21 protein-coding genes and 2 pseudogenes are annotated in these 25,510 nt (G+C 72.6%); 6 read left to right on the top strand and 17 right to left on the bottom strand.

The annotated features are described in order from the left end of the window. The first annotated feature begins 69 nt into the window (after window positions 1-69). Entirely contained in the window at window positions 70-399 is a 330-nt protein-coding gene (locus ABD901_RS17600) for an STAS domain-containing protein (RefSeq protein ID WP_345127986.1), read from the top strand. On the opposite strand, the gene ABD901_RS17595 is transcribed toward ABD901_RS17600, so the two are convergent. Further along, a complete protein-coding gene (locus ABD901_RS17595; RefSeq protein ID WP_345127985.1) occupies window positions 373-1,479 on the bottom strand; it encodes an ROK family transcriptional regulator in 1,107 nt (368 codons plus the stop codon). The genes ABD901_RS17600 and ABD901_RS17595 overlap by 27 nt on opposite strands. Window positions 1,480-1,521: 42 nt before the next feature. Here ABD901_RS17595 and ABD901_RS17590 point away from each other — a divergent pair, with 42 nt between their 5' ends. Beyond that, window positions 1,522-2,772 carry an MFS transporter gene (locus ABD901_RS17590; RefSeq protein ID WP_345127983.1) on the top strand — a complete coding sequence of 417 codons (1,251 nt, stop codon included), beginning with the start codon at window positions 1,522-1,524 and terminating at the stop codon, window positions 2,770-2,772. 156 nt (window positions 2,773-2,928) lie between these two features. Here the strand turns inward: ABD901_RS17590 and ABD901_RS17585 are convergent, their stop codons facing one another. The 6 genes from ABD901_RS17585 to ABD901_RS17560 form a co-directional block, all read right to left on the bottom strand. Continuing rightward, complete coding sequence (locus tag ABD901_RS17585) at window positions 2,929-4,032, bottom strand: hypothetical protein (RefSeq protein ID WP_345127981.1); 1,104 nt, start codon at window positions 4,030-4,032, stop codon at window positions 2,929-2,931. Between the two features lie 28 nt (window positions 4,033-4,060). Continuing rightward, entirely contained in the window at window positions 4,061-4,273 is a 213-nt protein-coding gene (locus ABD901_RS17580) for a hypothetical protein (protein ID WP_345127980.1), read from the bottom strand. A 136-nt stretch (window positions 4,274-4,409) separates the two neighbouring features. Then, window positions 4,410-4,907 carry a pyridoxamine 5'-phosphate oxidase family protein gene (locus ABD901_RS17575; RefSeq protein ID WP_345127978.1) on the bottom strand — a complete coding sequence of 166 codons (498 nt, stop codon included), beginning with the start codon at window positions 4,905-4,907 and terminating at the stop codon, window positions 4,410-4,412. A 128-nt stretch (window positions 4,908-5,035) separates the two neighbouring features. Beyond that, entirely contained in the window at window positions 5,036-5,458 is a 423-nt protein-coding gene (locus ABD901_RS17570) for a tautomerase family protein (RefSeq protein ID WP_345127977.1), read from the bottom strand. 50 nt (window positions 5,459-5,508) lie between these two features. Continuing rightward, on the bottom strand, window positions 5,509-6,210 hold the full coding sequence (locus ABD901_RS17565) for an SDR family oxidoreductase (RefSeq protein ID WP_345127976.1): 702 nt from the start codon (window positions 6,208-6,210) through the stop codon (window positions 5,509-5,511). Between the two features lie 103 nt (window positions 6,211-6,313). Beyond that, the gene (locus tag ABD901_RS17560) at window positions 6,314-8,164 is read right to left on the bottom strand and encodes a DUF4118 domain-containing protein (RefSeq protein ID WP_345128202.1); all 1,851 of its coding nucleotides are present in this window, start codon (window positions 8,162-8,164) and stop codon (window positions 6,314-6,316) included. A gap of 398 nt (window positions 8,165-8,562) precedes the next feature. On the opposite strand from ABD901_RS17560, the gene ABD901_RS17555 reads away from it, so the two are divergent. Continuing rightward, the gene (locus tag ABD901_RS17555; protein ID WP_345127975.1) at window positions 8,563-10,233 is read left to right on the top strand and encodes an FAD-dependent oxidoreductase; all 1,671 of its coding nucleotides are present in this window, start codon (window positions 8,563-8,565) and stop codon (window positions 10,231-10,233) included. A gap of 66 nt (window positions 10,234-10,299) precedes the next feature. Next, window positions 10,300-11,571 carry a cytochrome P450 gene (locus ABD901_RS17550; protein WP_345127974.1) on the top strand — a complete coding sequence of 424 codons (1,272 nt, stop codon included), beginning with the start codon at window positions 10,300-10,302 and terminating at the stop codon, window positions 11,569-11,571. 361 nt (window positions 11,572-11,932) lie between these two features. On the opposite strand, the gene ABD901_RS17545 is transcribed toward ABD901_RS17550, so the two are convergent. The 7 genes and pseudogenes from ABD901_RS17545 to ABD901_RS17520 form a co-directional block, all read right to left on the bottom strand. Beyond that, window positions 11,933-13,039: a DNA polymerase III subunit beta gene (locus tag ABD901_RS17545; RefSeq protein ID WP_345127973.1), complete on the bottom strand. Its 1,107-nt coding sequence runs from the start codon at window positions 13,037-13,039 to the stop codon at window positions 11,933-11,935. A 37-nt stretch (window positions 13,040-13,076) separates the two neighbouring features. Continuing rightward, window positions 13,077-14,159, bottom strand: a complete 1,083-nt coding sequence (locus ABD901_RS17540) for a nucleotide disphospho-sugar-binding domain-containing protein (protein WP_345127972.1) — start codon at window positions 14,157-14,159, stop codon at window positions 13,077-13,079. Between the two features lie 4 nt (window positions 14,160-14,163). Next, window positions 14,164-16,107, bottom strand: a pseudogene (locus tag ABD901_RS17535) (copper-translocating P-type ATPase); the annotation flags it as partial. A 324-nt stretch (window positions 16,108-16,431) separates the two neighbouring features. Then, window positions 16,432-16,674 (bottom strand): annotated as a pseudogene (locus tag ABD901_RS59035) (cation transporter); the annotation flags it as partial. 11 nt (window positions 16,675-16,685) lie between these two features. After that, window positions 16,686-17,696 (bottom strand): hypothetical protein, encoded by a 1,011-nt coding sequence (locus ABD901_RS17530; protein ID WP_345127970.1) that lies wholly within the window; start codon window positions 17,694-17,696, stop codon window positions 16,686-16,688. Window positions 17,697-17,852: 156 nt separating this feature from the next. Continuing rightward, a complete protein-coding gene (locus ABD901_RS17525; RefSeq protein ID WP_345127969.1) occupies window positions 17,853-18,056 on the bottom strand; it encodes a heavy-metal-associated domain-containing protein in 204 nt (67 codons plus the stop codon). Window positions 18,057-18,593: 537 nt separating this feature from the next. Continuing rightward, window positions 18,594-19,490, bottom strand: coding sequence for an AraC family transcriptional regulator (locus ABD901_RS17520; RefSeq protein WP_345127968.1), 897 nt, complete (start codon window positions 19,488-19,490; stop codon window positions 18,594-18,596). A 445-nt stretch (window positions 19,491-19,935) separates the two neighbouring features. Between ABD901_RS17520 and ABD901_RS17515 the strand changes: the two genes are divergently transcribed. Then, window positions 19,936-20,967 carry an NADP-dependent oxidoreductase gene (locus tag ABD901_RS17515; protein ID WP_345127967.1) on the top strand — a complete coding sequence of 344 codons (1,032 nt, stop codon included), beginning with the start codon at window positions 19,936-19,938 and terminating at the stop codon, window positions 20,965-20,967. Between the two features lie 105 nt (window positions 20,968-21,072). Here ABD901_RS17515 and ABD901_RS17510 read toward each other — a convergent pair whose 3' ends face one another. Together ABD901_RS17510 and ABD901_RS17505 are read right to left on the bottom strand one after the other, a co-directional pair. Beyond that, window positions 21,073-21,987: an aminoglycoside phosphotransferase family protein gene (locus ABD901_RS17510; protein ID WP_345127966.1), complete on the bottom strand. Its 915-nt coding sequence runs from the start codon at window positions 21,985-21,987 to the stop codon at window positions 21,073-21,075. 15 nt (window positions 21,988-22,002) lie between these two features. Next, on the bottom strand, window positions 22,003-23,904 hold the full coding sequence (locus ABD901_RS17505) for a SpoIIE family protein phosphatase (protein WP_345127965.1): 1,902 nt from the start codon (window positions 23,902-23,904) through the stop codon (window positions 22,003-22,005). Window positions 23,905-23,921: 17 nt separating this feature from the next. Between ABD901_RS17505 and ABD901_RS17500 the strand changes: the two genes are divergently transcribed. After that, on the top strand, window positions 23,922-24,047 hold the full coding sequence (locus ABD901_RS17500) for a hypothetical protein (protein WP_345127963.1): 126 nt from the start codon (window positions 23,922-23,924) through the stop codon (window positions 24,045-24,047). A gap of 12 nt (window positions 24,048-24,059) precedes the next feature. On the opposite strand, the gene ABD901_RS17495 is transcribed toward ABD901_RS17500, so the two are convergent. Next, on the bottom strand, window positions 24,060-25,394 hold the full coding sequence (locus tag ABD901_RS17495; protein WP_345127962.1) for a glutamate-cysteine ligase family protein: 1,335 nt from the start codon (window positions 25,392-25,394) through the stop codon (window positions 24,060-24,062). Window positions 25,395-25,510 lie beyond the last annotated feature (116 nt).

Below are 25,510 nucleotides of genomic sequence, written 5' to 3'. Positions count from 1 at the left end.
ACGAAAGTACGAGTCGTGAATATCCATCCGCACACGCCAGGGAATATCCAGAGAAGGGGCGGGACGCCGATGCAGGTCACCTCGACGATCTATGGACCGCGCGCCGTGGTCACGGCGAGCGGGGAGCTGGACGTCGCGACCGCTCCGGAGCTACGCGCCTACCTGCACAGGATCCTCGACGACGGGGCATCCACGCTGGTGGTGGACCTCAGCGACGTCGGGTTCCTCGACTCGACGACGCTGGGCGTGCTCATCAGCGTGCACAAGCGGCTCGCCGAGGACGGCGGGGTCGTCGAGCTGGTCATCCCGCACGCCCGGCTGCTGCGCATCTTCCAGATCACCGGGCTGGACCGAGTGTTCACGATCCGTGACTCACTGGCCGGGGCCGCCGTGCAGTGACGGGCGGCCGTAGGCGGCGTTGAGCACCTGCATCGCCGCCCCGGCCGCGATCACGTCGCCGCCGAGCGCCGACACGGAGACGTCGACCGTGAGCCAGTCGGCGCGGGGCACCTGGTGGCGTACCGCCGCGGAAACCTCGTCGAGGTAGACGTCGCGGTGGCGCAGCAGGTCCGCGCCAGCGAGCACGACGTGGCCGACGTCGGTGGTCTGCAGCAGGTTGACCACGCCGATGCCGAGCAGCCGCGCGGCGAGGCGCACGTCGCCGGCCTCGACGGCGCGGTCGTGCAGGATCTCCAGGCAGCCGCGCCGCCCGCACACGCACCGGGGTCCGTCGAACTGCAGGACGGTGTGCCCGAACTCGCCGGCGTTGGTGTGCGCGCCGCGGTAGGCGGCGCCACCCAGCCACAGTCCCGCGCCGATGCCCGACTCCACCATGATGAGCACGCCGTCGCGGAACTCGGCGCCGCGGCGCCATGCCTCCGCCGTCACTCCGGCGGTTACATCCTTGTCCAGGTGTACCGCAAGAGCCAACCGCCGTTCCGCGAGCTCTCGCAGCGCAACGTCATGCCAGTGTCGCAGGCGGTGCGCGTCCCGGACGATGCCGTTGGCGTGGTCGAGGGGACCGACCATGCCGATGCCGATGCCTACGATCCGCGCCGGGTCGACCACGCTGCGGTGCAGCAGCTCGGCGCGCGCCGCGTCCACCCGGTCGAGCAGCTCCTCGGGCGTGAAGTCGGCGGGCAGGGGCGCCTCGGCGCCGGCGACGACCGCTCCGAGCAGGTCCGTGAGCACGAGCCGGACGCCGGGGCGGGCCACGTGGACCCCGATCGCGTGCCGGCTGGCCGCGACGATCCGGTAGATGGTCGCGGGCTTGCCGACGCCCTGGCGGCGCACCCCGGCGGGCTCGATCAGCCCGTCGCCCACCAGCCGGGCGAGGACCTTCGACACCGCCTGCGGGGTGAGCCCGGTGGCGGCGGCGATCGACGAGCGGTCGAAGCGCGGCGTGGCGCGGGCGAGCCCGACGACGAGCGCGTCGTTGTACCCGCGGAGGTAGCCGAGGCCGGCACCGGGCGTGTCCACGACCACATCCTATAACGCAACAGCGTTGCTAAACTGTCGCGCATGGAGGACCTCACCGCGGTTCGCCGCTGGACCGCGCTGCTGGCCCTGTCGCTGGGCGGCTTCGGCATCGGCCTGACCGAGTTCGTGGCCATGGGCCTGCTGCCGGACATCTCCAAGGATCTCCTCCCGCAGCTGTACGCCCAGTCGCCCGCCAAGGCCGTCGCGCACGGTGGCTGGATGATCACGGCGTACGCGCTGGGCGTGGTCGTGGGCGCTCCCACCATCGCGGCGCTGACCGCGCGCCTGCCCCGCAAGACGCTCGTCGTCGGGCTGCTGGGGCTCTTCACCCTCGGTACCGTGGCGTCGGCTGTTGCTCCTGGCTTCTGGCTGGTCCTCGTGGCACGCTTCGTGGCCGCCCTGCCACACGGCGCCTACTTCGGCGCCGCGGGCCTCGTCGCCGCGTCGATCATCGGCCCCGGCAGCCAGGCCAAGGGCTTCGCCGCGGTCCTCGGCGGCCTCACCGCGGCGAACGTGTTCGGCGTCCCGCTCATCACGAAGCTGGGCCAGGCCGCGGGCTGGCGCCTGGCGTACTTCGCGATCGCCGCGATGTTCGCCCTTACGCTCGCGTTCGTCGCGCTCACCGTCCCCGCCACCCCCGCCGACCCGGCCGGCTCCCCGCGCGCCGAGCTGCGCGCGTTCCGCAGCCCGCAGGTGTGGCTCGTCGCCGTCACCGCCGCGGTCGGCTTCGGCGGCTTCTTCGCGATCGACAGCTACATCGCCCCCGTCACCACGCACGTGGCCCACCTGGGCGAGTCCGCCGTGCCGTGGGTCCTGGTCGCCGTGGGCCTGGGCATGACGGTCGGCAACGCGCTGGGCGGCTGGGCCTCCGACCGCGACCTGCGCCGCAGCCTCCTGATCGGTTTCGTGGTCTTCATCGCGAGCATGGCGGCGTTCGCGCTGCTCGCCCACAACCGCTACTCCCTGTTCGCCGGCGCCTTCCTCATCGGCGCCGCCGGCCTCTTCCTCGGCCCGGCGATGCAGTCGCGCCTGATCGGCGTCGCGCCGGGCGCGCAGCTCATGGGCGCCGCGGTCAACCAGTCGGCGATGAACATCGCCAACAGCCTCGGTGCGGCGCTGGGCGGGGTCGTGATCGCGTCCGGCTGGGGGTACGTGGCGCCGAGCTGGGTCGGCGTCGGGCTCGGCGTGGCCGGGTTCGCGCTGGCCGGGGCGAGCTTCGCGCTGGAGTCCCGTTCGGCGCGCCGCCGGCAGGTGCGGTCACCGGCGCCCGCGACCCTGACCCCGGTCGCCTGACCCGCGTTTATCGTCCACATTCGACAGTCTGTCGAGCCGTCTTCCTTCCGGGCGCTGACGAACGCGTTCGTTCATCGCTCCACCGCCGCACGTTGACGAACGCGTTCGGGCGGTGGGTTTCTGCGGCCGGGCGGCAAACGTGTTCGGGGGCGGGCCCTACGCGACGCGGTAGCGAACGCGTTCGGTGGGGCGGAACGGGCCCAGGACGAGGCCGCGGTTCACGCCGCCGCGGACCGCGAACTGGGTCTGCACGCGCAGCGCGATGCCGGCGATGCGGATGGGACGGCGCACCTCGTACAGCGACGAGAATGGCGGCTCGAAGTAGCAGGTGTCGCCGAAGCGTGGCACGTGGTACCACAGATCCCCGGCCCGCAGCCCGGCGTCGATCCGCGACTGGATCGCCAGCGTCGCGGCCGGGTTCGGGTCGCCGCGCCACATCTCGAGCACCGCCTGGCACGCCCGCGGGTCGTTGCGCCAGCGGCTCAGCGTCGCGCGGTCGGTCATGCACCACACGTCGAAGCGCGGGCCGGACAGCAGCGACGGCATCGACGCGAGCTGCCCGACGCGGTACCACAGCTCCAGCGCGCGCTTGAGGTTCTGCTCGATCAGCTCGTGCAGCCCGGGGTGGTGCCGCCCCGTGCGCAGCCCCGCCGCGTACTCCACGGCCGCCGCGGCCGCCGCCGTGTCCTGGTGCAGCCGGTGTACCGCGGACTCGAACTGCGGCGGCACGCCCTGGCGCACGAGCGCGTGCAGCGCGACCTCGGCGTGCTCGCGTACCGGCGCGACCGCGGCCTGTAACGCCGCCAGGTGCACCGGCGGGCAGGTGATCACCTCCGCCCACGCGGGCAGCGGCGCCGGCAGCGCGGTCAGCAGCGCGAGGTCGAGCTCCGGGTTCGCGCGCGCCTGCCGGGCCCATGACACCCAGTCACCGACGGCGGTGAGCCACGCGGCCGCCTGGTCGAACGTCACCGGCGGCACATATCCGGCAGTGGCCGGCTGCGCAGCGTAGTCGGCGTCGAGGAACGTCTCGCCGAGCGTCTGCAGCACGAACGCGTTCCAGGCGGCCAGCAGCTGGCTGGCCGGCGCGACCGGGATGTTCCACAGCGTGGGCAGCCGCTCACGCAGCTCGTCGGCGGCGAGCATCTCGTCGTAGGCGACCCGGCCGGCCGCGCGCAGGGCCTCCAGGTAGACGGTGTCGCGCTCGCCGGCCAGGCCCGCCCGCAGTCTCGTCAAGAAGCTCGGCTGCAGCGGATCGGCCACCAGCACAAGGTAACGCCGCCGGTCCAGCTCAACCGGCGCGCGCGGCGGGCCCCGCGATCTCGACGAGGTCGCTCATGTCCACCCCGGCCTGCGCCAACAGCTCCGTGACCCGCCTGATCGTCAGATAGTCGACGACGTTGTCGTGGTGGATCAGGCGGTACCACCGAGACCCGCTCGGATGCCGGACCACCTCGACGCGCCAGTCGCCGCCGGGCGTCTGCATCGCGCCGATGACCTTCACGCAGCGTAGGCTAGCCCGCCCTCTGACCAGGTCAAAGGCTTGATCGGCAACTACACGCGTGTAGTTTGGCAGGCGCCAGGCACGCGGTCGCGGATCCGCCGCGTCGCCGGGCCGGGCGGCGGCGGCCGCATTGATCTCAGGCGTGCTGACGTTCGGCCCGCTGCCGGATCAGCTCCTCGACCGCGGTGGGCAGGGTGGTTTCGAAGTCGATGAGTTTCGCCCAGGTCGGGGTGACGACGATCCGGACCATGCCGTCGTAGAGCGAACGGACCTCGGCCTCCCACTCGATGCGCTGCTCGGGTGTCATCTCGTAGCTGCCGTTCATCTGCAGGTACTCGTCCGGGATGCCGTCGACGACGTCCAGCTCGGCCCGCCCACGGATGAGCAGGATCTTCGGCGGGTGGACCTCGGTGTCGATGGTCAGGGCAACCATCGGGTTCTCGCGCAGTGCGGGCAGTTTCGGGGCGTTCTTCGTAGTGCACAGGACGATCTCCGAGCCGTTCCAGGTGAAGGCGATCGGGATACTGCGCGGTGTGCCGTCCTTGGCGACGTAGGCGAGGCGGGTCAGGTCGCGGGCCAGCAGCTCCTGGCTCAACGGGCGGTTCAGGATCTCGGTGATCTCGGTCGGTTGCACGGCGATCGCTCCTCCGTCGGCGTCGTCGAGCGGCATGTCCGTGGCCGCTCGTCCCCCTGGGACGGAGCCGGCCGGATGTTCTCGACAGCCGAGGAGCAGAAATGTTCGAAAGACCTGCCGCCGGCCGGTCAGTAGGGAACCGGCCGGTTCTCGCGCACCCAAAGTTGCTCGGCTTCGCTGCCCGACGCGGGAGGCCACCGCCCGTTGATCATCCATAGCTCGCGCGGTGTTTCGTCGATGTGGAACTCGCAGTACAGGCCGCGGTCCTGGGTGTGGGGAGCCAGCAGGCGGCTCAGGCTCTCGCCGATCTGTATTCGTGAGGCGGGATCCGGCGAGTGGCGAGCGATGTGATCGATCATGATTCGGACGGAGGTGTTCGATGGTTCTCCGCCGATCAGGAACGAGGATTCGGGGACCTCGTGGAAGAGGGTCACGACGTAGAACTTCGGCAGACCGCGGTTGGCGTAGAACGCCGTGACATCGGCGGCGAACTCCTCCTTCTGCCGCGCGGTGTAGGCGCCGACCGGGTGATAGACCTGCCATAGAGGCATTGCGCTGTCCTTTGCGGGTGACGGTGGTGCGGACTGGGTGCCGGCGGTGCTCAGCGCTCGACGCGAACGGTGAGTCCCTCCACCGGTCCGGCGAGTGCGGCCTTCATCTGCCTGGTCAGGGCGTCGACGAGCACCTCGTTGCCGCCGTCCTCGATGCCGTTCAAGGCCAGTTCGGCGACTTCGGCCGGGGAGATCTTCCGGGTCGGAATTCCGGCGACCATGTCGGTGTCGGCGAAGCCGAGGTGCACGCCGACGACCTGCGTCCCCTGCGGCGCCAGTTCGATCCGCAGCGAGTTCGTGATCGACCACAGCGCGGCCTTCGAGGCGCCGTAAGCGCCTGCGCCGGCACCCCACGAGAACACTGAGTGCATGTCGACCAGCGCACCGCCCCCGTTCGCCGACAGGATCGGGGCGAAGCTCCGTGCAACCCGAAGTGCCCCGAACACGTTCGTGTCGAATGTCGCCAGCACGTCGGTCATGTCCGCGTCCAGCAGCGGCGCCGGAAACAAGACCCCCGCGTTGTTGATGACGATGTTCACGTCACGGGCGCGGCCGGCCAGAGCCGAGATCGCGTCCGGATCGGTGACGTCGAGTGCAACGGCCTCGACCCGCGGGTCCCGGCTGGGGCTGGGCTTTCGTGCGGTTGCGTAGACCTTTGCCGCACCGCGCTGCAGCAGCGCATCGACGAACGTTTTGCCGATGCCACGTCGACCGCCGGTCACCAGCGCCACGGAACCATCGATCGCAACCATTTTCAGACCTTCGTGCACCTTCCGTTTGCCGGAAGCGGGCGTACCCGCTCACCGGCGCGGGAAACCGCATCCGCTCAGCGTCACCGCACAGATCCACCAGGTATCAAGAAGCAGACGAGCAGTCGATGTCGGCCGGTAGCGTGGCGAGCAATGTCGTTCCGGCACCTGCTGGACTCGAGATCTGCAAGCGTCCACCGAGCGCCTCGACCCGGTCGACGAGACCCACGAGTCCCGAGCCCAGGGCCGGGTCGGCGCCGCCGACGCCGTTGTCGTGGACAGAGAGCACGAGGACCTCACGCGCCGTGCGCTCGTCGACCGTGAGGTCGACGTGCACGTCGACCTTGGAGGCGCCGGCGTGCTTGGCCGCATTGGTGAGTGCCTCGGACACGACGTAGTACGCAGCGACCTCGACGCAGCTGGGCAGCTGGCGTCGAGGGCCCGGGTTGATGGTGACCGGGACGGGGCTGCGGCGCACGAGCGTCTTCAGCGCAGACCTGAGGCCCCCTTGCGAGAGGATGGCCGGGTGGACGCCTCGCGAGATGTCCTGCAGTTCCCTGAATACGTTGGCCAGGCCCTCGGTCGTCCGGTCGAGCTGCGCCTTGGCCTCGCCGGCGCCGGGTGGCAGCAGCGCTTCGGCCGAGCGGAGCTCAAGGCCGAGCGACACGAGGCGCTGTTGAACGCCGTCGTGCAGGTCGCGTTCGATGCGGCGGCGGGCCTCGTCGGCGGCCAGGACGATTCGCGCACGCGACGTGTTGAGCTCGGCCCGGCTCTCGGTGTTCGCGACCGCGGTGCCGACGAGCTCGGTGAACTGTGCGAGCCGGTCCTCGGTGTCGGGTGGCGCCGGTTCGCGTCGTTCCCACAGCACGACGAGTGCGCCCCAGATCCGGCTCTCGACCAGGATCGGTGCGGCGACCGACGAGTTGAATCCCTCTTTGCGCGCCAGGTCGGCGAGGGCACCGGTGCGCAGGTCGTAGCCGTCTACGCGGGCCGGGGCGGAGGTGCGCAGCACCAGCTCCGTGATGCCGCCTTCGACGGCGAACTGCCGCCCCAGCAGGGGTTCGGTGCCGGGTTTGCTGTACTCGCCGATGACACTGACCGTGCCGGGCACCTCGCGGCGCATCAGCCTCGTGGCGTCCGCCGCCAGCAGCGACGCCGTCTCGGCGGCGACCGCGGCGGCGACATCGCCCGGCGGCGCGCCGTGGGCGACGAGCAGCGCCACCCGTCGCAGGCTCGCCTGTTCGGTCGCAAGATCGCGGAGGGAGTTGGCGATGGCCTCGCGCTCGGTCGCGGCCTGCAGCACGATCTCCAGACGGGGCACTACCCGTTGCTGCAGCCGGTGCAGGACCGGCCCCGGCGAGTCGGCTGGGACCAGGAGGGTGCCGGTCTGCGATCCGTAGTTCAGCGGGAGTGCCATTCGGCGCTCCTCGGCCGGGACGCTGCCCAGTTCGATCGCCGCGAACTGCAGCCGCAGCATCCCCGCGAGGCGGCGGGAAGCCTCCGGCAGCACCGAGTGCAGGTCGCGCAGGGCCAGACAGTGCCGGGCGAGCCCCGCGAAGAAGTCGGCCTCCTCGCGGCGTTCGATCGACTCGAGCGCTCGAGCGCGGGCCAGTTCGGCCATCAAGCTGGCCAGCACGGCCGCGACGAGGAACGCCGCGAGTTCCGCCCAGGGCCGCCTCTGTCCGACGTCGAGGTGCCGAACAGGCGGTACAAAGCCGATGTTGTACGCCGCGACGCTCACGACCGCCATGGGCAACGCGAGCCGCACGCCCCAGATCGTGGAGATCGCCAGCACGCCGAGCAGGAAGAACAGCACCATGATGTCTCGCGACACCATGCGGCCGAGCAGGTAGACCAGGAACATCTCGACCGCGACAAAGAGCGCGCCGACCGCGATACCCGCCCCGAGCGGCGGCGGCGTCGGCCGTACAAGCCGAGCCGCGAGGCGTGTCAACATCACCGGCCTCTCCCCGTCATCTGCCACCGGCGCCGCTCGCTGTCATTCCCGCGGTGAGTTGTCGTGTGATGCGAGCGAGGTGGCAGTGTTGTTCTCGCCCAGCGGCCATACGCCGTTGTGCCTGCCCCGGTCGCGTCGCGTCGGCCACCGCAGCTCACGCTATTCCGCTCACCCGGCGCGATCGAGCGACGCGAAGGGTGACACCGACCGGTCGACGCGCCGACGTCACGCTTTCGGCGATGAATTCTGGCGGCCCTACGACCCGCAGACGGCCACCACCGGATCGAGTGCTGGCTGTTCCCGGGCGTGGCCCGGCTCAATTCTGGCCGTTCCTGGGCGTGGCCCGGCTCAGGTGGTGCCAGAGGTTTGCCCGCGGGCGAACCGGGAAGCGGTGATCGATGAGGGTTGTCGTGAATCTCACGCGCTGCGAGGGCTATGCGCAGTGCGCTTTTCTCGCCCCTGACGTCTTCCGAATGCACGGCGCCGAGGCGTTGATGTACGACGCGGAGCCCGACGACGCGCAGCGGGACCGAGTCGTGCGGGCGGCGGCGGCGTGCCCGGTGCAGGCCATCCTGGTCGACAGGATCGGCGCCCGGGAGGCTACCGCGCCGGCCGCGCCGTCGGCAGCCACGTCGCCGGGTCCCGTCTTACCGGCCAGGCCATTCGGCTCGGCCCTGTCGGGCCGACGGGATGCGGCGGTTGAGGCCTTCCGCCGGGACGGTCGCATTGTGATCGTGGGTGCGTCGCTGGCCGGGCTGCGGGCCGCGGCGGTGCTGCGCCGGGACGGCTTCACGGGCTCCCTGTCCATGATCGGGGAAGAGCCGTACCAGCCGTACGACCGCCCACCGCTGTCCAAGCAGGTCCTCGACGGGTCGATGCCCTCGGGCCACACCGATTTGCCGCTGCGCGCCGACCTCGACGTGCACTGGCGGCTCGGAGTGCCCGCCACCGGGCTGGATCTGGCCGGCAAGGAGGTCCACCTCGCCAACGGCGACGCGGTCGGGTTCGACCGGCTGCTGATCGCCACCGGGACCCGGGCCCGGGCCTGGTTCGACGACGCCGAGGCCGCACTCGACGGAGTGTTCGTGCTGCGGGACCGCGACGACGCCGCGGGCCTGCAGCACCGGCTGGCCGAGGGGCCCCGGCGCGTGCTGGTCATCGGCGCCGGGTTCACCGGCTCGGAGGTCGCCTCCGCCTGCCGGGAACGCGACCTGGCGGTGACGGTCGTCGAGCGGGGCCCCACCCCGCTGGTCGGTGCCCTCGGCGGGGTGATCGGCGCGGTCGCCGCCGACCTGCAGCGGGAGCACGGCGTCGACCTGCGCTGTGGGCTCACCGTCACGCGGCTGGAGGGTCATCGCAACGGCCGGCTGCGCCGCGCCCACCTGTCCGACGGCACCACCCTGGATGCCGAGGTGGCCGTGGTGGCGCTGGGCGCGGTGCGCAACACCGAATGGCTGCGCGGGTCGGGCCTGGCCGTCGGCGCCTGGGGGGTAGGTTGCGATGCCGGTTGCCGCGCGTTCGACGTCAACGGCCTGGTCACCGAGGATGTGTTCGTGGCCGGTGACGTGGCACGCTTCCCGCACCCGCTGTACGACTACCAATTCCTCGCCCTCGAACACTGGGGCAACGCGGTCACCCAGGCCGAGGTCGCCGCCCACAACATGATCAATGCCCCGCCCGACCGGTGGCCGCACCTGGCCACCCCGGTGTTCTGGTCCTCCCAGTTCGGCACGAACATCAAGTCCGTCGGTGTGCCGACCTTCGCCGACGAGCTCGTCATCACCCAGGGCTCGGTGGCCGATCGGCAGTTCGTTGCCGTCTACGGCTACCACGGCCGCATCACCGCCGCCGTCGGGTTCGACCAGGGCAAGTGGCTGGAGTTCTACCAGGGCATGATCGAGGCGGCCGCACCGTTCCCGCCCGACTTCCGCACCGTCGACCAGCCGGCCGACCGGCGGCCCGTGCCGGCCCAGGTGCCGGACCGCAAGACCCGCGATCTCGAGGCCACCGTCGTGGTGACCGGCCACGATCCGAGTGAGCGGCGGGCGGAGCTGCTCTACCACGGCTGACCCGAGCGTCGATGCACCGCGCGGCACACAGCACGGCCGCCCGGGCGATCTCCAGGGAGGCATGCCATGGCACCGGCCAGCATCGTCGAGCAGATCCTCGACCCCGCCAACCGCGCTGACCCCTACCCGCTGTACGCCGAGCTGCGCAGGACCCCGGTTACGCGCGAGCCCGACGGCACCTACGTCGTGAGCACGTACCGCGAGATCTTCGCGCTGCTGCACGACCCACGGGTCAGCTCCGACCCCCGCAGCCACCCCGAGATGGCAGCCACCACGGCCACACCCGAGGAGGCGCCGGCCGGACTGCCCGAATCGTTCCTCCAACGCGACCCGCCCGAGCACGACCGACTGCGGGAGCTGGCCATGCGGCCGTTCGGGCCACCGCACACCCACGACCGCATCGAGGGCATGCGCCCCTGGCTGACCGAGGTCACCGACCGGCTCATCGACAACCTCGCCGGCAGGCACCGCGTCGACCTCGTCGACGACTTCGCCTACCCGCTGCCGGTAACCGCGATCTGCCGCCTGCTCGGCGTCCCCCGCGAGGACCAGCCGCGCTTCCACGTCTGGGCCGACGCGCTCGTCGAGACCCTCGATGTCACCACGGGCACGTTCACGCAGCGTCAGCAACGGCGGCACGAGGTCATGGCCGAGCTGGGCCCGTATCTCGGCGGGCTCGCCGACGACCACGCCCGCCAGCCCGGCGACGACCTGATCTCCGGGCTGCTGACCGACACCGGCCCGCACGCGCCGATGGCCCGGCAGGACCTGCTCAGCACCGCCGCCCTGCTGCTGATCGCCGGCCACGAGACCACCGTCAACCTCATCGCCAACGGCATGCTCACCCTGCTGCGCCACCCCGGCGTGCTCGACCGGCTACGCCACCAACCCGACCTGATCACCCCGCTGGTCGAGGAGCTGCTGCGCTACGAACCACCGGTGCACATGCTGACCCGGCGCAGCACGCTCGCCGACATCAACATCGCGGGCACCACCATCCCCGAGGGCTCCCCGCTGATCCTGGTGCTCGCCGCCGGCAGCCGCGACCCCGACCGCTTCCTCGACCCGGACCGCTTCGACCCCGAGCGCACCGACAACCGGCACCTCGGCTTCGGCAGCGGCATCCACTACTGCTTCGGCGCCCCGCTGGCCAGGGTCGAGACACAGGTGGCGTTGCCGGCACTGGCCCGCCGGCTCGTGAACCCCAGCCTGGTCGCCGACCCTCCCCCGTACCGACCCAACCCGGAACTGCGCGGACCACGCCACCTCGTCGTCGAGTTCGACTCGATTGCCCCGGCGGCAGCGGAGGCGGACCGCGTCATGGCACACGGACGCTGACGGCGATAGCGCGTCACGCGGCACGCGCCGCGGTGGCGTGGCGCGGTGGCGTTGGCGCGGCCCGCGTTGGCGCGGCCCGCGGTGGCGCGGCGTGGCGCACGACCGCAGCGGTTGCCACGTCTCACACCACGCCAGCGGGCATGACCGCGACCGCGGTGTCGCGGCGCCCGGCCCGACGGCGTTACGACGCGGCGCCTGCGGCGGCGATCGGCGAGCGCGCAGCTGCGGCGGTGACGATGCCCGGGTAACCCGGCGATGCGCCGACCGCGGAGGGCGCCCGCGGGCGCTGGGTGGCCGGGTCAGGCTCGGCCAGGGCGGCCGGGTCAGAGCGACCGGGTCAGGCCCGGTCAAGGCGGCCGGGTCAGGACGGGTCGGGTTGGCGCATCGGCACGATCAGGTAGCGCAGGTCGGCGGTCGCCGTGGTCACCTCCGTTGCGCGCAGGGCGGGCTGGATGCGCAGCTGGACCGGCTCGCCGGCGAACGCGCGCAGGGCGTCGCCGAGCAGGCGGGCCTGATAGGACCTGGTGGCCTGGCCGGAGCGAACCGTCGCCTTCACCGTCTCCTCGGACTCGCCGCGCAGGGGGTCGGAGGCGCGCACGAGCAGGGCGCCCTCGATCGACTGCAGGGTGATGCGGCCCTGCTGGCCGGCGTAGGCCGCGGCGCGGTCGACGGCGTGGGCCAGGGTGTCCGACTCGACCTCGGCGACGCACTCCGGGGCGACGTCGAGGAGGCGGTCGAACTGTGCGTCGGGGAAGGCGTCGCCCAGCGTCGGAGTGGTCACGCTGCCGCCAGGCCAGGACAGGGCGAAGAGGTCGCCGCCGCAATGCAGGGCGACGGTCTCGGCGCGGCCCAGGACCGGGGCGACCCTTGCCAGCAGGCCCGCCGGGACCAGGGCGTCGAACGGGGCCGTGGACTCGATCGGCACCGTGGCTGCGGCGAGCCGGTAGCGGTCGGTGGCCAGCAGCGACACGGAGCCGGCGGCGGCGCGCACACGGACGCCGGTGAAGATGGGCAGCGCGTGCTCGCGGGAGGCGGCGCCGGCGACCGCGGCCGCCGCGGTGCGCAGGGCGGCGCCAGGTGCGCGGCCGGTCTCGGCCGGTAGCTCGGCGGTCGGCGGCCAGGTGTCGGCGAGCACGGGCAGGGCGAACCGGCCGCCCGGGACCCGCACCGCCACGCGGCTGCCCTCGGCGACGAGCCTGGCCTCGGGCGGGTCGAGGCCCGCGAGCGTGTCGGCCAGGCCGCGCCGCGACACCAGGGCTTCGCCCGGCTCGTGGACCGTGGCCGGGACGTGCAGGCGAACGGTGAGCGCGCCATCGGTGGCCGACAGCGTGAGGCCGTCCTCGCCGCCGTGCAACAGCACGGCCGAGTGGACCGGATGCGGCGACCGGCCGGTGAGCAGGCGGACGGCAAGGGCGGCCGCCTCGGCGAGGTGCCGGACGGGTGCGGTGGCGTCGAGAGCGCGGGTCATGGGGGGAACATAGCCGGGGGGTACGACAAAAATCGGGTCAGCCGTGGGGCAGCGACTCCAGCCACGGCACGAGCGCCTCCGGTGCGGGCATTGCCGCCATTTCGTCGCGCACCTCGCCCGCCGCGGCGGCCAGCGACGGGTCGGTGATGAGCCGCGTCAATGTGTTGGCGTCGATTTCCGGTTCGTCGGCGGCGAGCCCGGCGCCGCGGGCCGCGATCAGTCCGGCGTTGTGCCGGCGGTCCCCGGCGCCGTTGACGACGAGCTGCGGCACGCCGGCGTGCAGCGCGGCGAGCGTGGTGCCGGCGCCGCCGTGGTGGACGATTGCGGCGCACCGCCCGAGCAGTTGCGGAATCGAAACCCAGCCGGAGGTGTACACGTTCGGGGGAACGTCGAATTGGCGCGCCGGGCGGATGAGCAGGAAATCGGCGTCGACGCCGGGTGCGGCGGCCGCGACCCGTTCCATGAGCCGTTCGCGTCCGGGCCCCGCGATGGTACTGCGGCTGACGGCGATCAACGGCCGCCCGCTCTCGGGAAGAATCGGCGGCGAACCGATCCCGCCGTAGGGCACCGCGCGCATCGGGCGCGACGATTCCCGGCCCGGCAGCACGCTCGGCGGCGCCGAACTGATGACGCCGGCGAACTCGGGGACGGTGGCACCCATTCGCGAAAGCGTTTCCCGCACCAGCGTCCGGGCGTCGAACAACGTGTTCTCGTGCAGCACGGCGGGCGCGCCGACGGCCGCCGCGGCCAGGGAGCCGGCGATGGCGAGGGGCTCATGCAGTACCAAATCCGGATGCCAGGATTCGGCGAGCTCCACGGCGGGTCCGGCAAGGCGGGAATTGAGCGCGCCGAAGAGCAGCCCGACGCCTCGAGTGCCGGCCCGGCCGGCCAATTCGGCGCGGGCGATCACCGGATGGCGCAGCATGATCGGCATCGCGATGGAGGCGATCGACAGGGAGCCGGCGATGTCGTGTACCGCAAGGCCGGCATCAGCGACGGAAAGGGCCTCGCCGCCGGTCGCGACGAGCACGTCGTGACCGGCGGCCTGCAGCGCCCGGCCGAGCGGCACGAATGGGAATGCGTGGCCGATCAGCGGAGCGGCGACGAGCAGAACCCGCATGGAGTCAGGATGCCACCGGGCGGAAAGCGCGCAACCGCAGGCTGTTGGCCACAACGAAGACGGACGACAATGCCATCGCCGCGCCCGCGAGCATCGGGTTGAGCAGTCCGGCCGCCGCCACCGGCAGTCCGACGACGTTGTAGGCAAAAGCCCAGAACAGATTTCCGCGAATGGTACCGAGGGTGCTGCGCGCCAGCCGGATGGCGTCGACGGCGGCGAGCAGATCGGGGCGTACCAACGTCAGATCCGCGGCCTCGATGGCGGCGTCGGTGCCGGTTCCCATGGCCAGTCCGAGATCGGCCTGTGCCAATGCCGCGGCGTCGTTGACACCGTCGCCGACCATCGCGACCACGCGCCCCTGCTCCTGCAGGCGCCGGACGGCCTCGACCTTGCCCTCGGGCAGCACGCCGGCGATGACCTCGTCGATGCCGACCTCGTCGGCGACCTCGCGGGCCACGGCCAATCCGTCGCCGGTGAGCAGGATCGGGGTGAGGCCGAGGTCGCGCAGCCGGCGCACCGCCCGGGCGCTCGTCGGCTTCACGGTGTCGGCGACCGTGAGCGCGCCGCGCACGGCGCCGTCCCACCCGACCAGGATCCCGTCCTCGTCACCGTCCGTGTCGATGCCATTGTCGTGCAGCAACTGCGCACGGCCGACGACGACGGTGCGCCCGTCCACTACTCCGCGTACACCGAGCCCTGGCACGTTGGCGAAGTCGGTGACCGCCGGCAGCGGGCCGACCCGCTCCTCGGCCGCGCGGGCGACGGCCTGCGCGACGGGGTGTTCCGAGGCGTGCTCGACGGCGCCGGCCAGGCGCAGCAGCTCGTCCGTGTCCTGCCCGTCACGGCCCGTCACGTCGACGAGGCTCAGCTTTCCGGTGGTGACCGTGCCGGTCTTGTCGAGCACGATCGTGTCGACCCGGCGCGTCTGCTCGAGGATCTCGGGTCCCTTGATGAGGACGCCGAGCTGGGCGCCGCGCCCGGTGCCGACGAGCAGCGCGGTCGGCGTGGCGAGCCCGAGAGCGCACGGGCACGCGATGATGAGGACCGCGACCGCCGCGGTGAACGCCGTCGTTGCGCCACCCCCCGTGCCGAGCCGGTAGCCGAGCGTGGCGACCGCGAGGGCGATCACGATCGGTACGAACACGCCCGAGATCCGGTCGGCGAGCCGCTGGACGGCGGCCTTGCCGCTCTGCGCGCGCCGGACGAGCTCGGCCATGCGGGCCAGCTGCGTGTCGGCGCCGATGCGGGTCGCTCGCACGATGAGCCGCCCGCCGGCGTTGACGGTCGCGCCGGTGACCTCGGCGCCCGGCCCGACCTCGACCGGCACGGACTCGCCGGTGAGCAGGCTCGCATCGATGGCGGAGCTGCCCTCCTCGACGACGCCGTCCGTGGCGATCTTCTCGCCCGGCCGCACGACGAACCGGTCCCCCACGCTCAGTTGCGCGACGGGCACGCGCCATTCGACGCCGTCGCGCAGCACGGCGACGTCCTTGGCGCCGAGCTCGAGCACCATGCGTAGCGCCGAGCCTGCGCGGCGTTTCGCGCGGGCCTCGAAGTACCGCCCGGCGAGCAGGAACATGGTCACGCCGGCGGCGGCCTCGAGGTAGATGTCGCCGCTTCCGTCGGTGCGCTCGATGGTGAACTCGAACGGATGCGTCATGCCGGGTTCGCCGGCGGTGCCGAGGAAGAGCGCCCACAGTGACCACCCGAACGCGGCGAGCGTCCCCACGGAGACCAGCGTGTCCATGGTCGCCGCGGCGTGCCGCAGGTTGATCCACGCGGCGCGGTGGAACGGCCACCCGCCGTAGACGACCACGGGCGCGGCGAGCGTGAGCGAGGCCCACTGCCAGTACTCGAACTGCCATACCGGCACCATCGCCAGCAGGATGACCGGGATGCTCAGGACGGCCGTGATCAGCAGCCGGAGACGGAGCGCGGCGAGTTCGTCACGGCGTGCATTCCGCGGCGGTACCGACCTGTCCGGCGCGAATGCCCCACCCGAACCGACCGCACTCGACGCCTCGAAGTCAGCGAATGGTCCAGCAGCAGACCCGGCTGCAGCGGCGGGTCCGACCCCAGCGGAGTCGGCGGCGGTACCGGCGACGGCGGAGGACAGGATGGCAGCGGAAGACGCTGCGTAGTCGGTGGAAGACTCGGCCGAGATCCCGGCGGTCGGCCCGACCTGCCCAGCGCCGGTCAAGCTACGCGCGGCGGAAGTTCCAGTGGCGGGACTTGCCGCCACGAGACTTGCGCCGGCGGAGCCGGAGCGCGCCGGGGCGGGGGCGAACGGTGGGGGCACGAGCAGCGCCGTGTACCCGGTCCGCTCGACCGTGGCGATGAGGTCACGCGGCGTGAGCGACTCCGCGTAGACGACGTCGGCGGTCTCGGTGGCGTAGTTGACGGACGCGGTGACGCCGTCCATGCGGTTGAGCTTCTTCTCGATGCGCATCGCGCACGAGGCGCAGGTCATGCCGCCGATGGACAGTTCGACGCGTTGGGTTGCCGGCTGGGTCATCGTTCGGGTCCTCACGTTGCCGCGGCGGTGAATTCGGCGGTGTGCACCGTTCCGCCGTGCTGGAAGTCCAGATAGAGCCGGTACGTCCCGGCCGAGGGCACCTCGGCGGTGAACCGCACGAGCGGCCCGGCCTGCGCGTCGGACTCCGGGTGAACGTGGAGATACGCCAGGTCACCCTGCCGCAGCGCGACGAGATGCCCATAGGCACCCAAGTACGGTTCGAGATCCGTCACCGGTACCCCCTGACGCGCGACCCGCAGCCCGAGCACCGAGGCGGCGCCGGCGTGCAGGTCCCCTTCGATCGTGACCGTGTACCCGCCGTCGATCGTCACGCTGCGCTGCGCCTCCGGCAGCGCAACCGGCCGGTAGTCGCCGGGCGCGTCGACGTCGATGCCGAGCGTGAGGCCTTCGCTACGGGCCGCGGGGCGGAAGTCGGCGAAGATGCGGTACTGGCCGGCGGCGGGCACGCGCAGCGGCACGCTCCAGACGCCGTCCGCGCCGCGCAGCGGGTGCACGTGCTGGAACCCGCTGAGATCGCGCCGCACGGCGATGAGGTGCAACTCCTTGCCGTGAGCGGTCGCGTACTGCGTGACAGGATGCCCATCCGGGCCGTCGATCCTGAACCGGAACTCCGCGCCGTCACGCAGCGTGGTGGTCACGGGCACGAGCCGGTATCCGGCCTCGGTCACCTGCAGGCCCGCGGGCGGCTGACCGGTCTCACCGTGCGTGCCGGACCCGTCGTGGCCCCCGGCGCCTCCGTTCGCACCGTCGTGGCCGCCGGCGCTTCCGTTCGCACCGTCGTGACCCCCGGCGCCTGCGTTTCCACCGTCGTGGCCGGCGTCACCACCGGCCGCGCCGTTCATATCTGCGCGTGTCATGTCCGCGTGTGCGGCCTTCTGCGGCGGCGCGACGGGGCCGACCAGGTGGCCGACTCCGAGCGACGCGGCGAACACGGTGGCGAGGCCGGCGACGAACGCGCCCAGCTTGAGCGGCGTCCGCACGCTCCAATCACTTCCAGACACGATCCGTCGCCTCCCTCATCAGCTCAACTCCTGTTCGGCCAACATTCCGAACAGGCCCGATACTCATACGACCAGTGGTGAAACGAGCTCCGCGCCGACGTCAGGAACCAGTCCGAACGGTGGCGAAACGGGCCCTGGCTCGCGCCGCTAGGGGCGTCAGGCCGCTACGGCGTAGCCGGCTTCGTCGACTGCGGCACGCACCTCGTCGAGGTTGAGCTCGCGGTCGCTGGTTACCGCCACCTCGCCGGTCGGGAGGTCGACCCGGACGTCGCTCACGCCCTCCAGGCGGCCGAGCTCCTCGCTGACCGCGTTCACGCAGTGTGCACACGTCATGCCGGTCACGGTGTATGTCGTCAGCATCGCTTTCCCTTCGTCCTACCCCCTGGGGGTACCAAGCTACCTCACGATAAACCCCCAGGGGGTATCGCCGTCAAGCATGGCGACGGAGATCACCGGTCAGTTGTCGTCCGGGCGATGCGACGGGAGGCCACCTCGGGCGATGCGAACGGACGCCGCCGTCGGGCGATGGCGCGCAGGAACGGCCGAGCGCCGGCCGCGCCGCGTGGGAGCGGCCGAAGGCCGACCGGGCCACCGGATCAGCCGAACGCCGGCCGCGCCGCGCGGGAACGGCCGAACGCCGACCGGACCACCGGATCAGCCGAACACTGGCAGCGCCGCGCGGGAACGGCCGAACGCCGACCGGGCCCACGGATCGGCCGAACACCGGCGGCGCCGCGCGGGAACGGCCGAACGCCGACCGCCGCAGCACGCGGGAAACCGCGAACAGCGACCGTGGCACAAAGGAGCGGCCGAACACCGGCCGCGGCACACGGGAACCGCCGAGCACCGACCGTGGCGCATTGGAGCAACCGAATACCGGCGACGGTTACGCAGCGATCACGCGGCGCGGCGGAAGCGGCCCGGTGCGATGCCGAAGCGGCGCTTGAAGGCTGCGGCGAATGCGAACTCCGAGGCGTAGCCGACCCGCTGCGCAACGACGCGAAGTGGGGCGTCGGAGTCGCGGAGCAGGCGGGCGGCCAGGGTCATGCGCCACCACGTCAGGTACGACAGTGGGGCGCGTCCGGTGAGGGCGGTGAAACGGCGTGCGAATGGGGCGCGGGACAGGCCGCCGGCGGCGGCCAAATCGGCGACCGTCCACGGGCGGTGCGGCTCGCGGTGGATCGCCTTCAGAGCCGTGCCGATCGCGGGGTCGCGCAGCGCGGTTGCCCAACCGGCCGTGGTGGGCTCGGCCCGGTCCTCGAGGCAGGCTCGCAGGGCGTGCAGGAACAGCAGGTCGAGCAGCGCCGACACGCCGACCTCGGCGCCGCCGCCGTCGCGCTCCAACTCCCCGTTCAGCAGGTCGATCACGGAACGTAGCTGCGGGTGTGCGTGCAGGTGAACGAGTTGTGGCAGATCGTCGATGAGCGGATGGACGCGGTCTGGTTGCAGCTCGTACGCACCGCATAGCACAACGCCGTCGGGGGTGCCGAGCGTTGGTGGAGGCGAGTCGGGCACGGAGGGTGTTGCCGCGGAGCAGGGCTGTAGTGGGGTTTCCGGGGCGTCGGCCAGCGCGTAGCCGTTGCCGTGGGCCATGAGCAGGACGTCGCCCGGCGAGAGGCGGGTCGGGGCGCCCGTGTCGGGGATCAGCCAGCACTCGCCGCGCAGGACTACCTGGATGCCGACGGCGCCGGGGACCGTGGCGAAACGCTGGCCCCAAGGGGCGTGCCAGGCCAGGCGGGCCGAGACCGGGCGGCCGGTGCGCATTGCCGCGACCGCATCGCTGAGTACGTCCACGTCGCGGTCCTGCCTTTCGTGAGATCCCTGATGCCGAGCTTGCCATCGCCCGCGTACGGAACGCATGCACGCCGCGAGACACGTCGGCCTCGACCGGGTGCGCTACGCAGGGAGATGAAGCAGGCACGGGACGCACACGGCGGTGGGCGCAGGGAGATGGATCAGGTGCGGGGCGCAAGACGCACACGGCGGAGACACAAGGACCGGGACGCAAAAGGGCGGGGACGCAAAAGCGCGGGGACGGAAGGGCCGGGGACGCGAAAGGGCGGGGACGCATTAGGCGAGGGCGCAAAGGCGGGAACGAACGGATCGCGCGACGCGAGCCGGGCAAGAACGGGCGGGCTACGACGTGGCTGCCGAGTGCGAGACGGATGCGCATGAACGCGGGACGGCCGAGCATGGGGCGAAACGGTCGCGCTGCGTAGTTTCGGATGTCGTGAAAGCGATGCGAATGCACGAGTACGGGGATGCCTCGGTGTTGCGGCTCGACGATGTCGAGGTGCCGGTTGCGGGTGACGGGCAGGTGCTCGTGCGCGTGGCGGGGACCTCGTTCAATCCGTCCGAGATCGGGCTGCGCAACGGGTGGTTGCGGGGAGTGGTCGAGGTCGGGTTGCCGTACACGCTCGGGTGGGACCTGGCGGGGACCGTCGTCGGGGCGGGAGGCGGGTTCGCGGACGGGGACCGGGTCGTGGGGCGGGTGTCCGGCGGTGCGGCCGCCGAGTTCGTCGTTGCGGAGGCGAGCGGGCTCGTGCGGGCGCCGGGCAACGTGCCGCTAGCGCATGCGGCGGCGCTGCCCATTGCGGGAGTCACGGCGTGGCAGGCCGTGTTCGAGCATGCGCGGATCGCCGACGGCGCCACCGTGTTCGTCAACGGAGCCGGGGGCGGGATCGGCGGCTACGTGGTGCAGTTGGCCCGCTACGCCGGGGCGCACGTCACCGCCACCGCCAGCGAGCGCAGCGCGGATACGGTCCGGGCGCTCGGGGCGCACGTCGTGCACGGCTACCTCCAGGGGGCACCTGGGCGACAGGGCGCAGACGGACGTGACCTCGCAACGCATGGGGCGCACGTCGTGCACGACTACCTCCAGGGGGCACCGGGCGCAGACGGACGTGGCCTCGGGGCGCACCGCGCTGATCCTGCCGCCGGCGGGACGTTCGACGTGGTTTTCAACCTGGTGCCGCTCGAGGAGCCGGGCGACCTCGTACCGCTGGTGAAGGCCTGCGGTGTCATCGTCTCGGTGACGAACCAGGTCGTCGTGCCGGACGGGGCCGGGATCAGGGCCGTGCACTTCGTGGTCCGCGACGACGCCGGCGACCTGGCGGCGCTCGTGCGGCTGGTCGAGGAAGGCGTGGTCCGGCTCGACATCGCCGCCGAGCGATCCATCGCCGAGATGGCGGCGGTCCATCGCGCCGCCGAGGCCGGGCAGTTGCGCGGCAAGACGATCCTCAAGCCGCCGACGACGACCTGGGAACCGTAAGGACCAGCCCCGGAGATGCACTGAACGAGCTGAGATATCCCCCGACAGGGTATAAATCCGATAAGTCGTGGCGCGGAGCGCCCGACTTATCGGAAAAAACCCGCGCTACGACAAGCGCGGCAGGAGCAACGACGCGACGTCGTGGGCGCGGCTCGTCGGGGACCAGGAAGAGCCGGGTGTCCACGACTCCGCGGTCCACACGTCGGAGAGGACCGACTTCACGAAACCCCACGCCGTCAGGCGGTCCATGGGGTAGCCCAAGAGAGCGGCGAACCGTTCCAGGCGAGGGAGTACCAACGCCGTCAGGGACGGGTCGCGGTTGTCCGGGGTGGGGTTGAAGAGCCAGGAGCCGGCCTCGTACGACGGGTCGCCGGTCAGGCCGTGCGGGTCGATCGCCAGCCATGGGGCGCGCGTGGCCCGCAGGACGTTGTCGTGGTGCAGGTCGCCGTGGAGCAGGACGCGCGACGGGGCCGAGGCGCACAGCTCGCGCATCAGGCCGGACGCCGTCGTGACGTGTGCGTGCGGGAGGGGGCCGGTGCCGTCGGGGAAGCGCGCCAGGTACTCATCGAAAGCAGTGGCCTGCACCAGCACGTCGGGCAGCAACGGCGGGGACGGGACGTGCAGGAGGCGCATGATGCCCGCCGCGGCCGCGATGGCCTCCTCGTCGGGGAAGTCGCGGGCGCGGTGGCCGGGCAGGGCGCGCTCCAGCAGGAGGGCGCCGCGGGCGAGGTCGGCGCGCAGGAGGCGGACGCAGCCGCGGCCCGCGAACGCCTCCAGGGCGGGTGCCTCCTCCGACAGGGAGTCGGCCGACGGGACGCCGAGCTTGAGCACCGCCGGGGTGCCGTCGGGCAACGTCGCGGACGCTACGTAGTGGTACGACAGGTCGAAGGGGGCGCCGAGGGTCAGGTCCCAGTCGCGGGCGATCGCGGCCGATGTGGACGGCAGGGAGTCCAGCCATCTGGCGCCGGGCTCGCCCCAGGCGGCGGTGACGTTGTGGCGCATTGCGGCGGGCAACAGCACGCGACTCCCCCAGGATCACGAGTACGGCAGGGCGACCAGTGTCAGCACATGGCGGGCCGGGCAGGACGGCGGGGCCAGCAGGGTCAGCTCGGTGCCCTGGATGCGGTGGCGCGCCGCCACGGCGTGCAGGACCGCGACGCCGGCGCTGGCCAGGTGGGTGACGGCCGACAGGTCCACGGTCAGGGGCACGGTGCCGCCGCGCGAGCGGTACATGAGCTCGTGCTGCAACCGCTCCGCGCTGGCCGCGTCCACCGGGCCGGAGACGACGACCGTGTCGGGGCGGGCCGGATCGTCGGCGATCTCCGGTTCGACGGGCTGGGGCGGGTGCACGGGCGGGGTCGGCGCTGGGGCGGCGCTGTCGAGCAACGCTGCGGGGCGGGTGAGGCGGTGGCGGAGCGTCGCCACGGTACCGGCGGCGGATCGATCCATGCTGAGCTCGTCCACGAGCTGGCTGGTCAGGGCCAGGCCCCGGCCGCGCGCCGAGACGCGCTGCGGCTCTCGCCAGGCGCCGCGACCGGTGACGGTGACCTCGACGGCGCCGGTCGGAGTCAGGCGGGCGCTCAGGCGCACCGTGTCGTGCCCGGCGGAGTGCTCGATCGCGTTGGTGACGAGCTCGCCCACGGCGTGCTGCAGGGCGAACGCGTCCTCGTCGGCGGCGCCGATCGTGGACAGCCAGGCGCCGAAGGTCCGGCGCAGGCCGCCGAGGAGGGCCAGGTCGGCGGGCACCTCGGCGTGCAGCTCCTCGGGGGGCGCTACGAGCTGGGCGGCCAGCAGGGTGATGTCGTCGCTGTAACCCGTGGCCCGGACCAGCAGCTCCACCGTCTGGGTGCAGGCGCGCTCCGGCGGGCAGACGTCGGGGGCGTGCAGGGCCCGGCCAGCCACGGCGTCGGCGGCCACCCGGGCGAGTTCTTCCGCGGCGGCGGGGGCGGTGCGGCCGGGCCGCTCGATGATGCCGTCGCTGTACAGCAGCAGCACGTCGCCGGGGTCCAGGCGGGCGGTGGCGGACGGGAACGCGCCACCGGTGCCGAGCGGGGCGGCGCCGGTGGCGGGCAGGAAGCGGCCCGCGCCCGCAGCGGACAGGACGAGCGGGGGCGGGTGGCCGGCGGTGCAGTACTCGACGGCGCCCGAAGCCAGGTCGACGACGGCGACGCAGGCGGTGGCGGCGCGGGCGCCGGGGACCCGGCGGGCCAGGCGGTCCGCGGCCGCGAGGGCCTGCGCGGGCGGGTCGCCGCCGTCGAGGCGGTCCTGCAGGACGGAGCGCAGCTGGCCCATGACGCCGGCGGCGGCCACGCCGTGGCCCACGACGTCGCCGACGACGAGGGCGAGGGTGCCGTCGGGGCGCGGTACCGCGTCGAACCAGTCGCCGCCCGCGGCCGCGCCGGCGCCGGCGAGCAGGTAGCTGGCGGCCAGGCGGACGCCCGGCAGCAGCGGCAGGCCGCGCGGGAGCAGTGCCTGCTGCAGTGCGTCGACGACGTCTCGCGCCTGGCGGTACTGCTGCTGCAGGTCGGCGGCGTGGCGCTCGGCGGACAGGCGGGCCTGGACGATCTCGGTGACGTCGGTGCCGCCGCCGATGACGCCGCGGATGCGCCCGTCCGGGTGACGCCACGGCGTGATGCTGAAGTCGGCGTAGAGCTCGCGGACCGAGCCGTCGGGCAGGGTGAGGTGGGCGCGCCACTGCTGGCCGGCCAGCGGCTCCGCGGTCTCGTACACCTGGCGGTACATGTCGATCCACTGCTGGCCGGCGAGCTCGGCCAGGGCCTCGCCGAGCGGGCGGCCGAGGACCTCGCGGCCGGGGAACAGGGCGCTGGACGCGGCGTTGAGGCCGGTCACGACGAGGTCCGGGCCCTCGCAGGCGATCAGGATGTATGGCGCCTGCTCGATGGCTGAGCGGATCGGGTCGGCGTCCACGAGCCTCATCCTGCCATCATGGGTGCATGTTCGGACGTCCCCGGCCGCCCGCCGACGACGGCGGGCCGCCCGACCCGTTCGCGATGCCGCCGGTGCCGGTCGGGCATCTGCTGGGGCTGGCCGCGATCACGCTGCGCGTGCTGCGGGACTGACCACGAGCGCCGTCACGCCGGGACGCTGAAGCAGCGCAGGAACTCCGACGGGCCCAGGCTCCAGGCGCGCAGGGTGCGGTCGGCGAACGTGTGCATGGTGTCGCAGACGTCCTCGAGCGGCTCGAGCAGCGCTATCGCCTCGGGGCGTTCGAGGCCGGCGGCGACGCGGGCGGACAGGCCCTGCCGGGCCAGGCGCAGCAGCTCCCGGGCGAGCTCCTGCGCCGGGTGCGGGCCGACGGACGCGCTGAGGCCCTTCACCGCGACGTCGTCGGCGGCGCGGTCGAGGTCGGCGGCGGTGAGGTCGCCCAGCAGCGCGCCGGCGGCGGCGCGCGCGGCCGGGTCGTAGGCGAGGCCGGACCATAACGCGGCACCGGCGCCGAACCACGGCCACGGCGGCGCGTCGGACAGGCGGGTCTCGAGGGTGTGCCGTACGCGGACGTGCGGCCAGACCTGGCTCAGGTGCAGCTCCCAGTCGGCCTCGGTCGGGTAGGTGCCGTCGCCGAAGCCGTCCTCGATGGCCCGGCGGAACGGGATGCGCGGCGCGGCCACGTGCGAGCCGTTGACGCAGCGGTAGATCATCGGCAGGCGGGCGGCCCAGTCGACGAGGTCGTCGACGCCGGCGCCGGGGTCGAGGGCGACGCCGAGCACGCCGCAGCGGCGCGGGTCGAAGCGGCGCCAGTACTGCATCCGCCGCGACAGGGCGCCCGTGTCCGCGCCGGCGGCGACGGGCGAGTTGACGAACAGGGCGGCGACGACGGGGGCGGCCCGCACGAGCAGGCGCAGCTTCTCCATGAGGTCGGCGGGCGAGACGTAGTCCAGCGACGTCTGCGCCGACAGGATCAGGCCCATCACCTCGTCGGCGTGGCCGCCGTCGGGGCCGAGGTCGCGGAAGTACTCGCGCATGACGCGCACCCGGGGCTTGGGGTTCCAGGCGATGCCGTCGGCGGCGGCGAAGGGCACGATGCCGCCGGTGGTGAGGGCGATGCCGTGCGCGGCGCCGATGCCGGCCGCGGCGAGCAGGTTGTCGCGCACGTCGGCGACGGCGTCGGCGACGGTGGCGAAGGTCGCCGAGGAGTACTCGAGGGCTCCCCCGGTCTCCAGCGTGAACGTCCCGCCGCCGGGCATGGCCGCGCCGATGGTGAACGCGCCGTCGAGGACGGGGCTCGCGCCGTGGCCGCGCACGACGCCGTCGAGCAGGGCGAGCGCCTGCTGGTAGGTGGCGTTGCGCAGGTTGTTGCGGCAGACCAGGCCGACCTCGACCTCGAGGCCGACCTTCTCCAGGCGGCCCGGCGGCGCGGAAAAGACGCGGCGCAGATCAGGGCGCCGCAGCGTTGTCGTCTCGCCCACCGGGGCCTCCCTCGATAGGCAGGCCTCTAGCCCCCGCCTGCCCGCCGGAAGACGCCCATAGTAGCCGAGCGATCCCCGGAGCGTAATCGTCGCAGGGTGCGAAGTGGACCGGGCCG

It is taken from the genome of Dactylosporangium darangshiense, from assembly GCF_039537565.1.
Taxonomy (GTDB): Bacteria; Actinomycetota; Actinomycetes; order Mycobacteriales; family Micromonosporaceae; genus Dactylosporangium; species Dactylosporangium darangshiense.
This window is presented reverse-complemented; position numbering and strand designations above follow the sequence as displayed.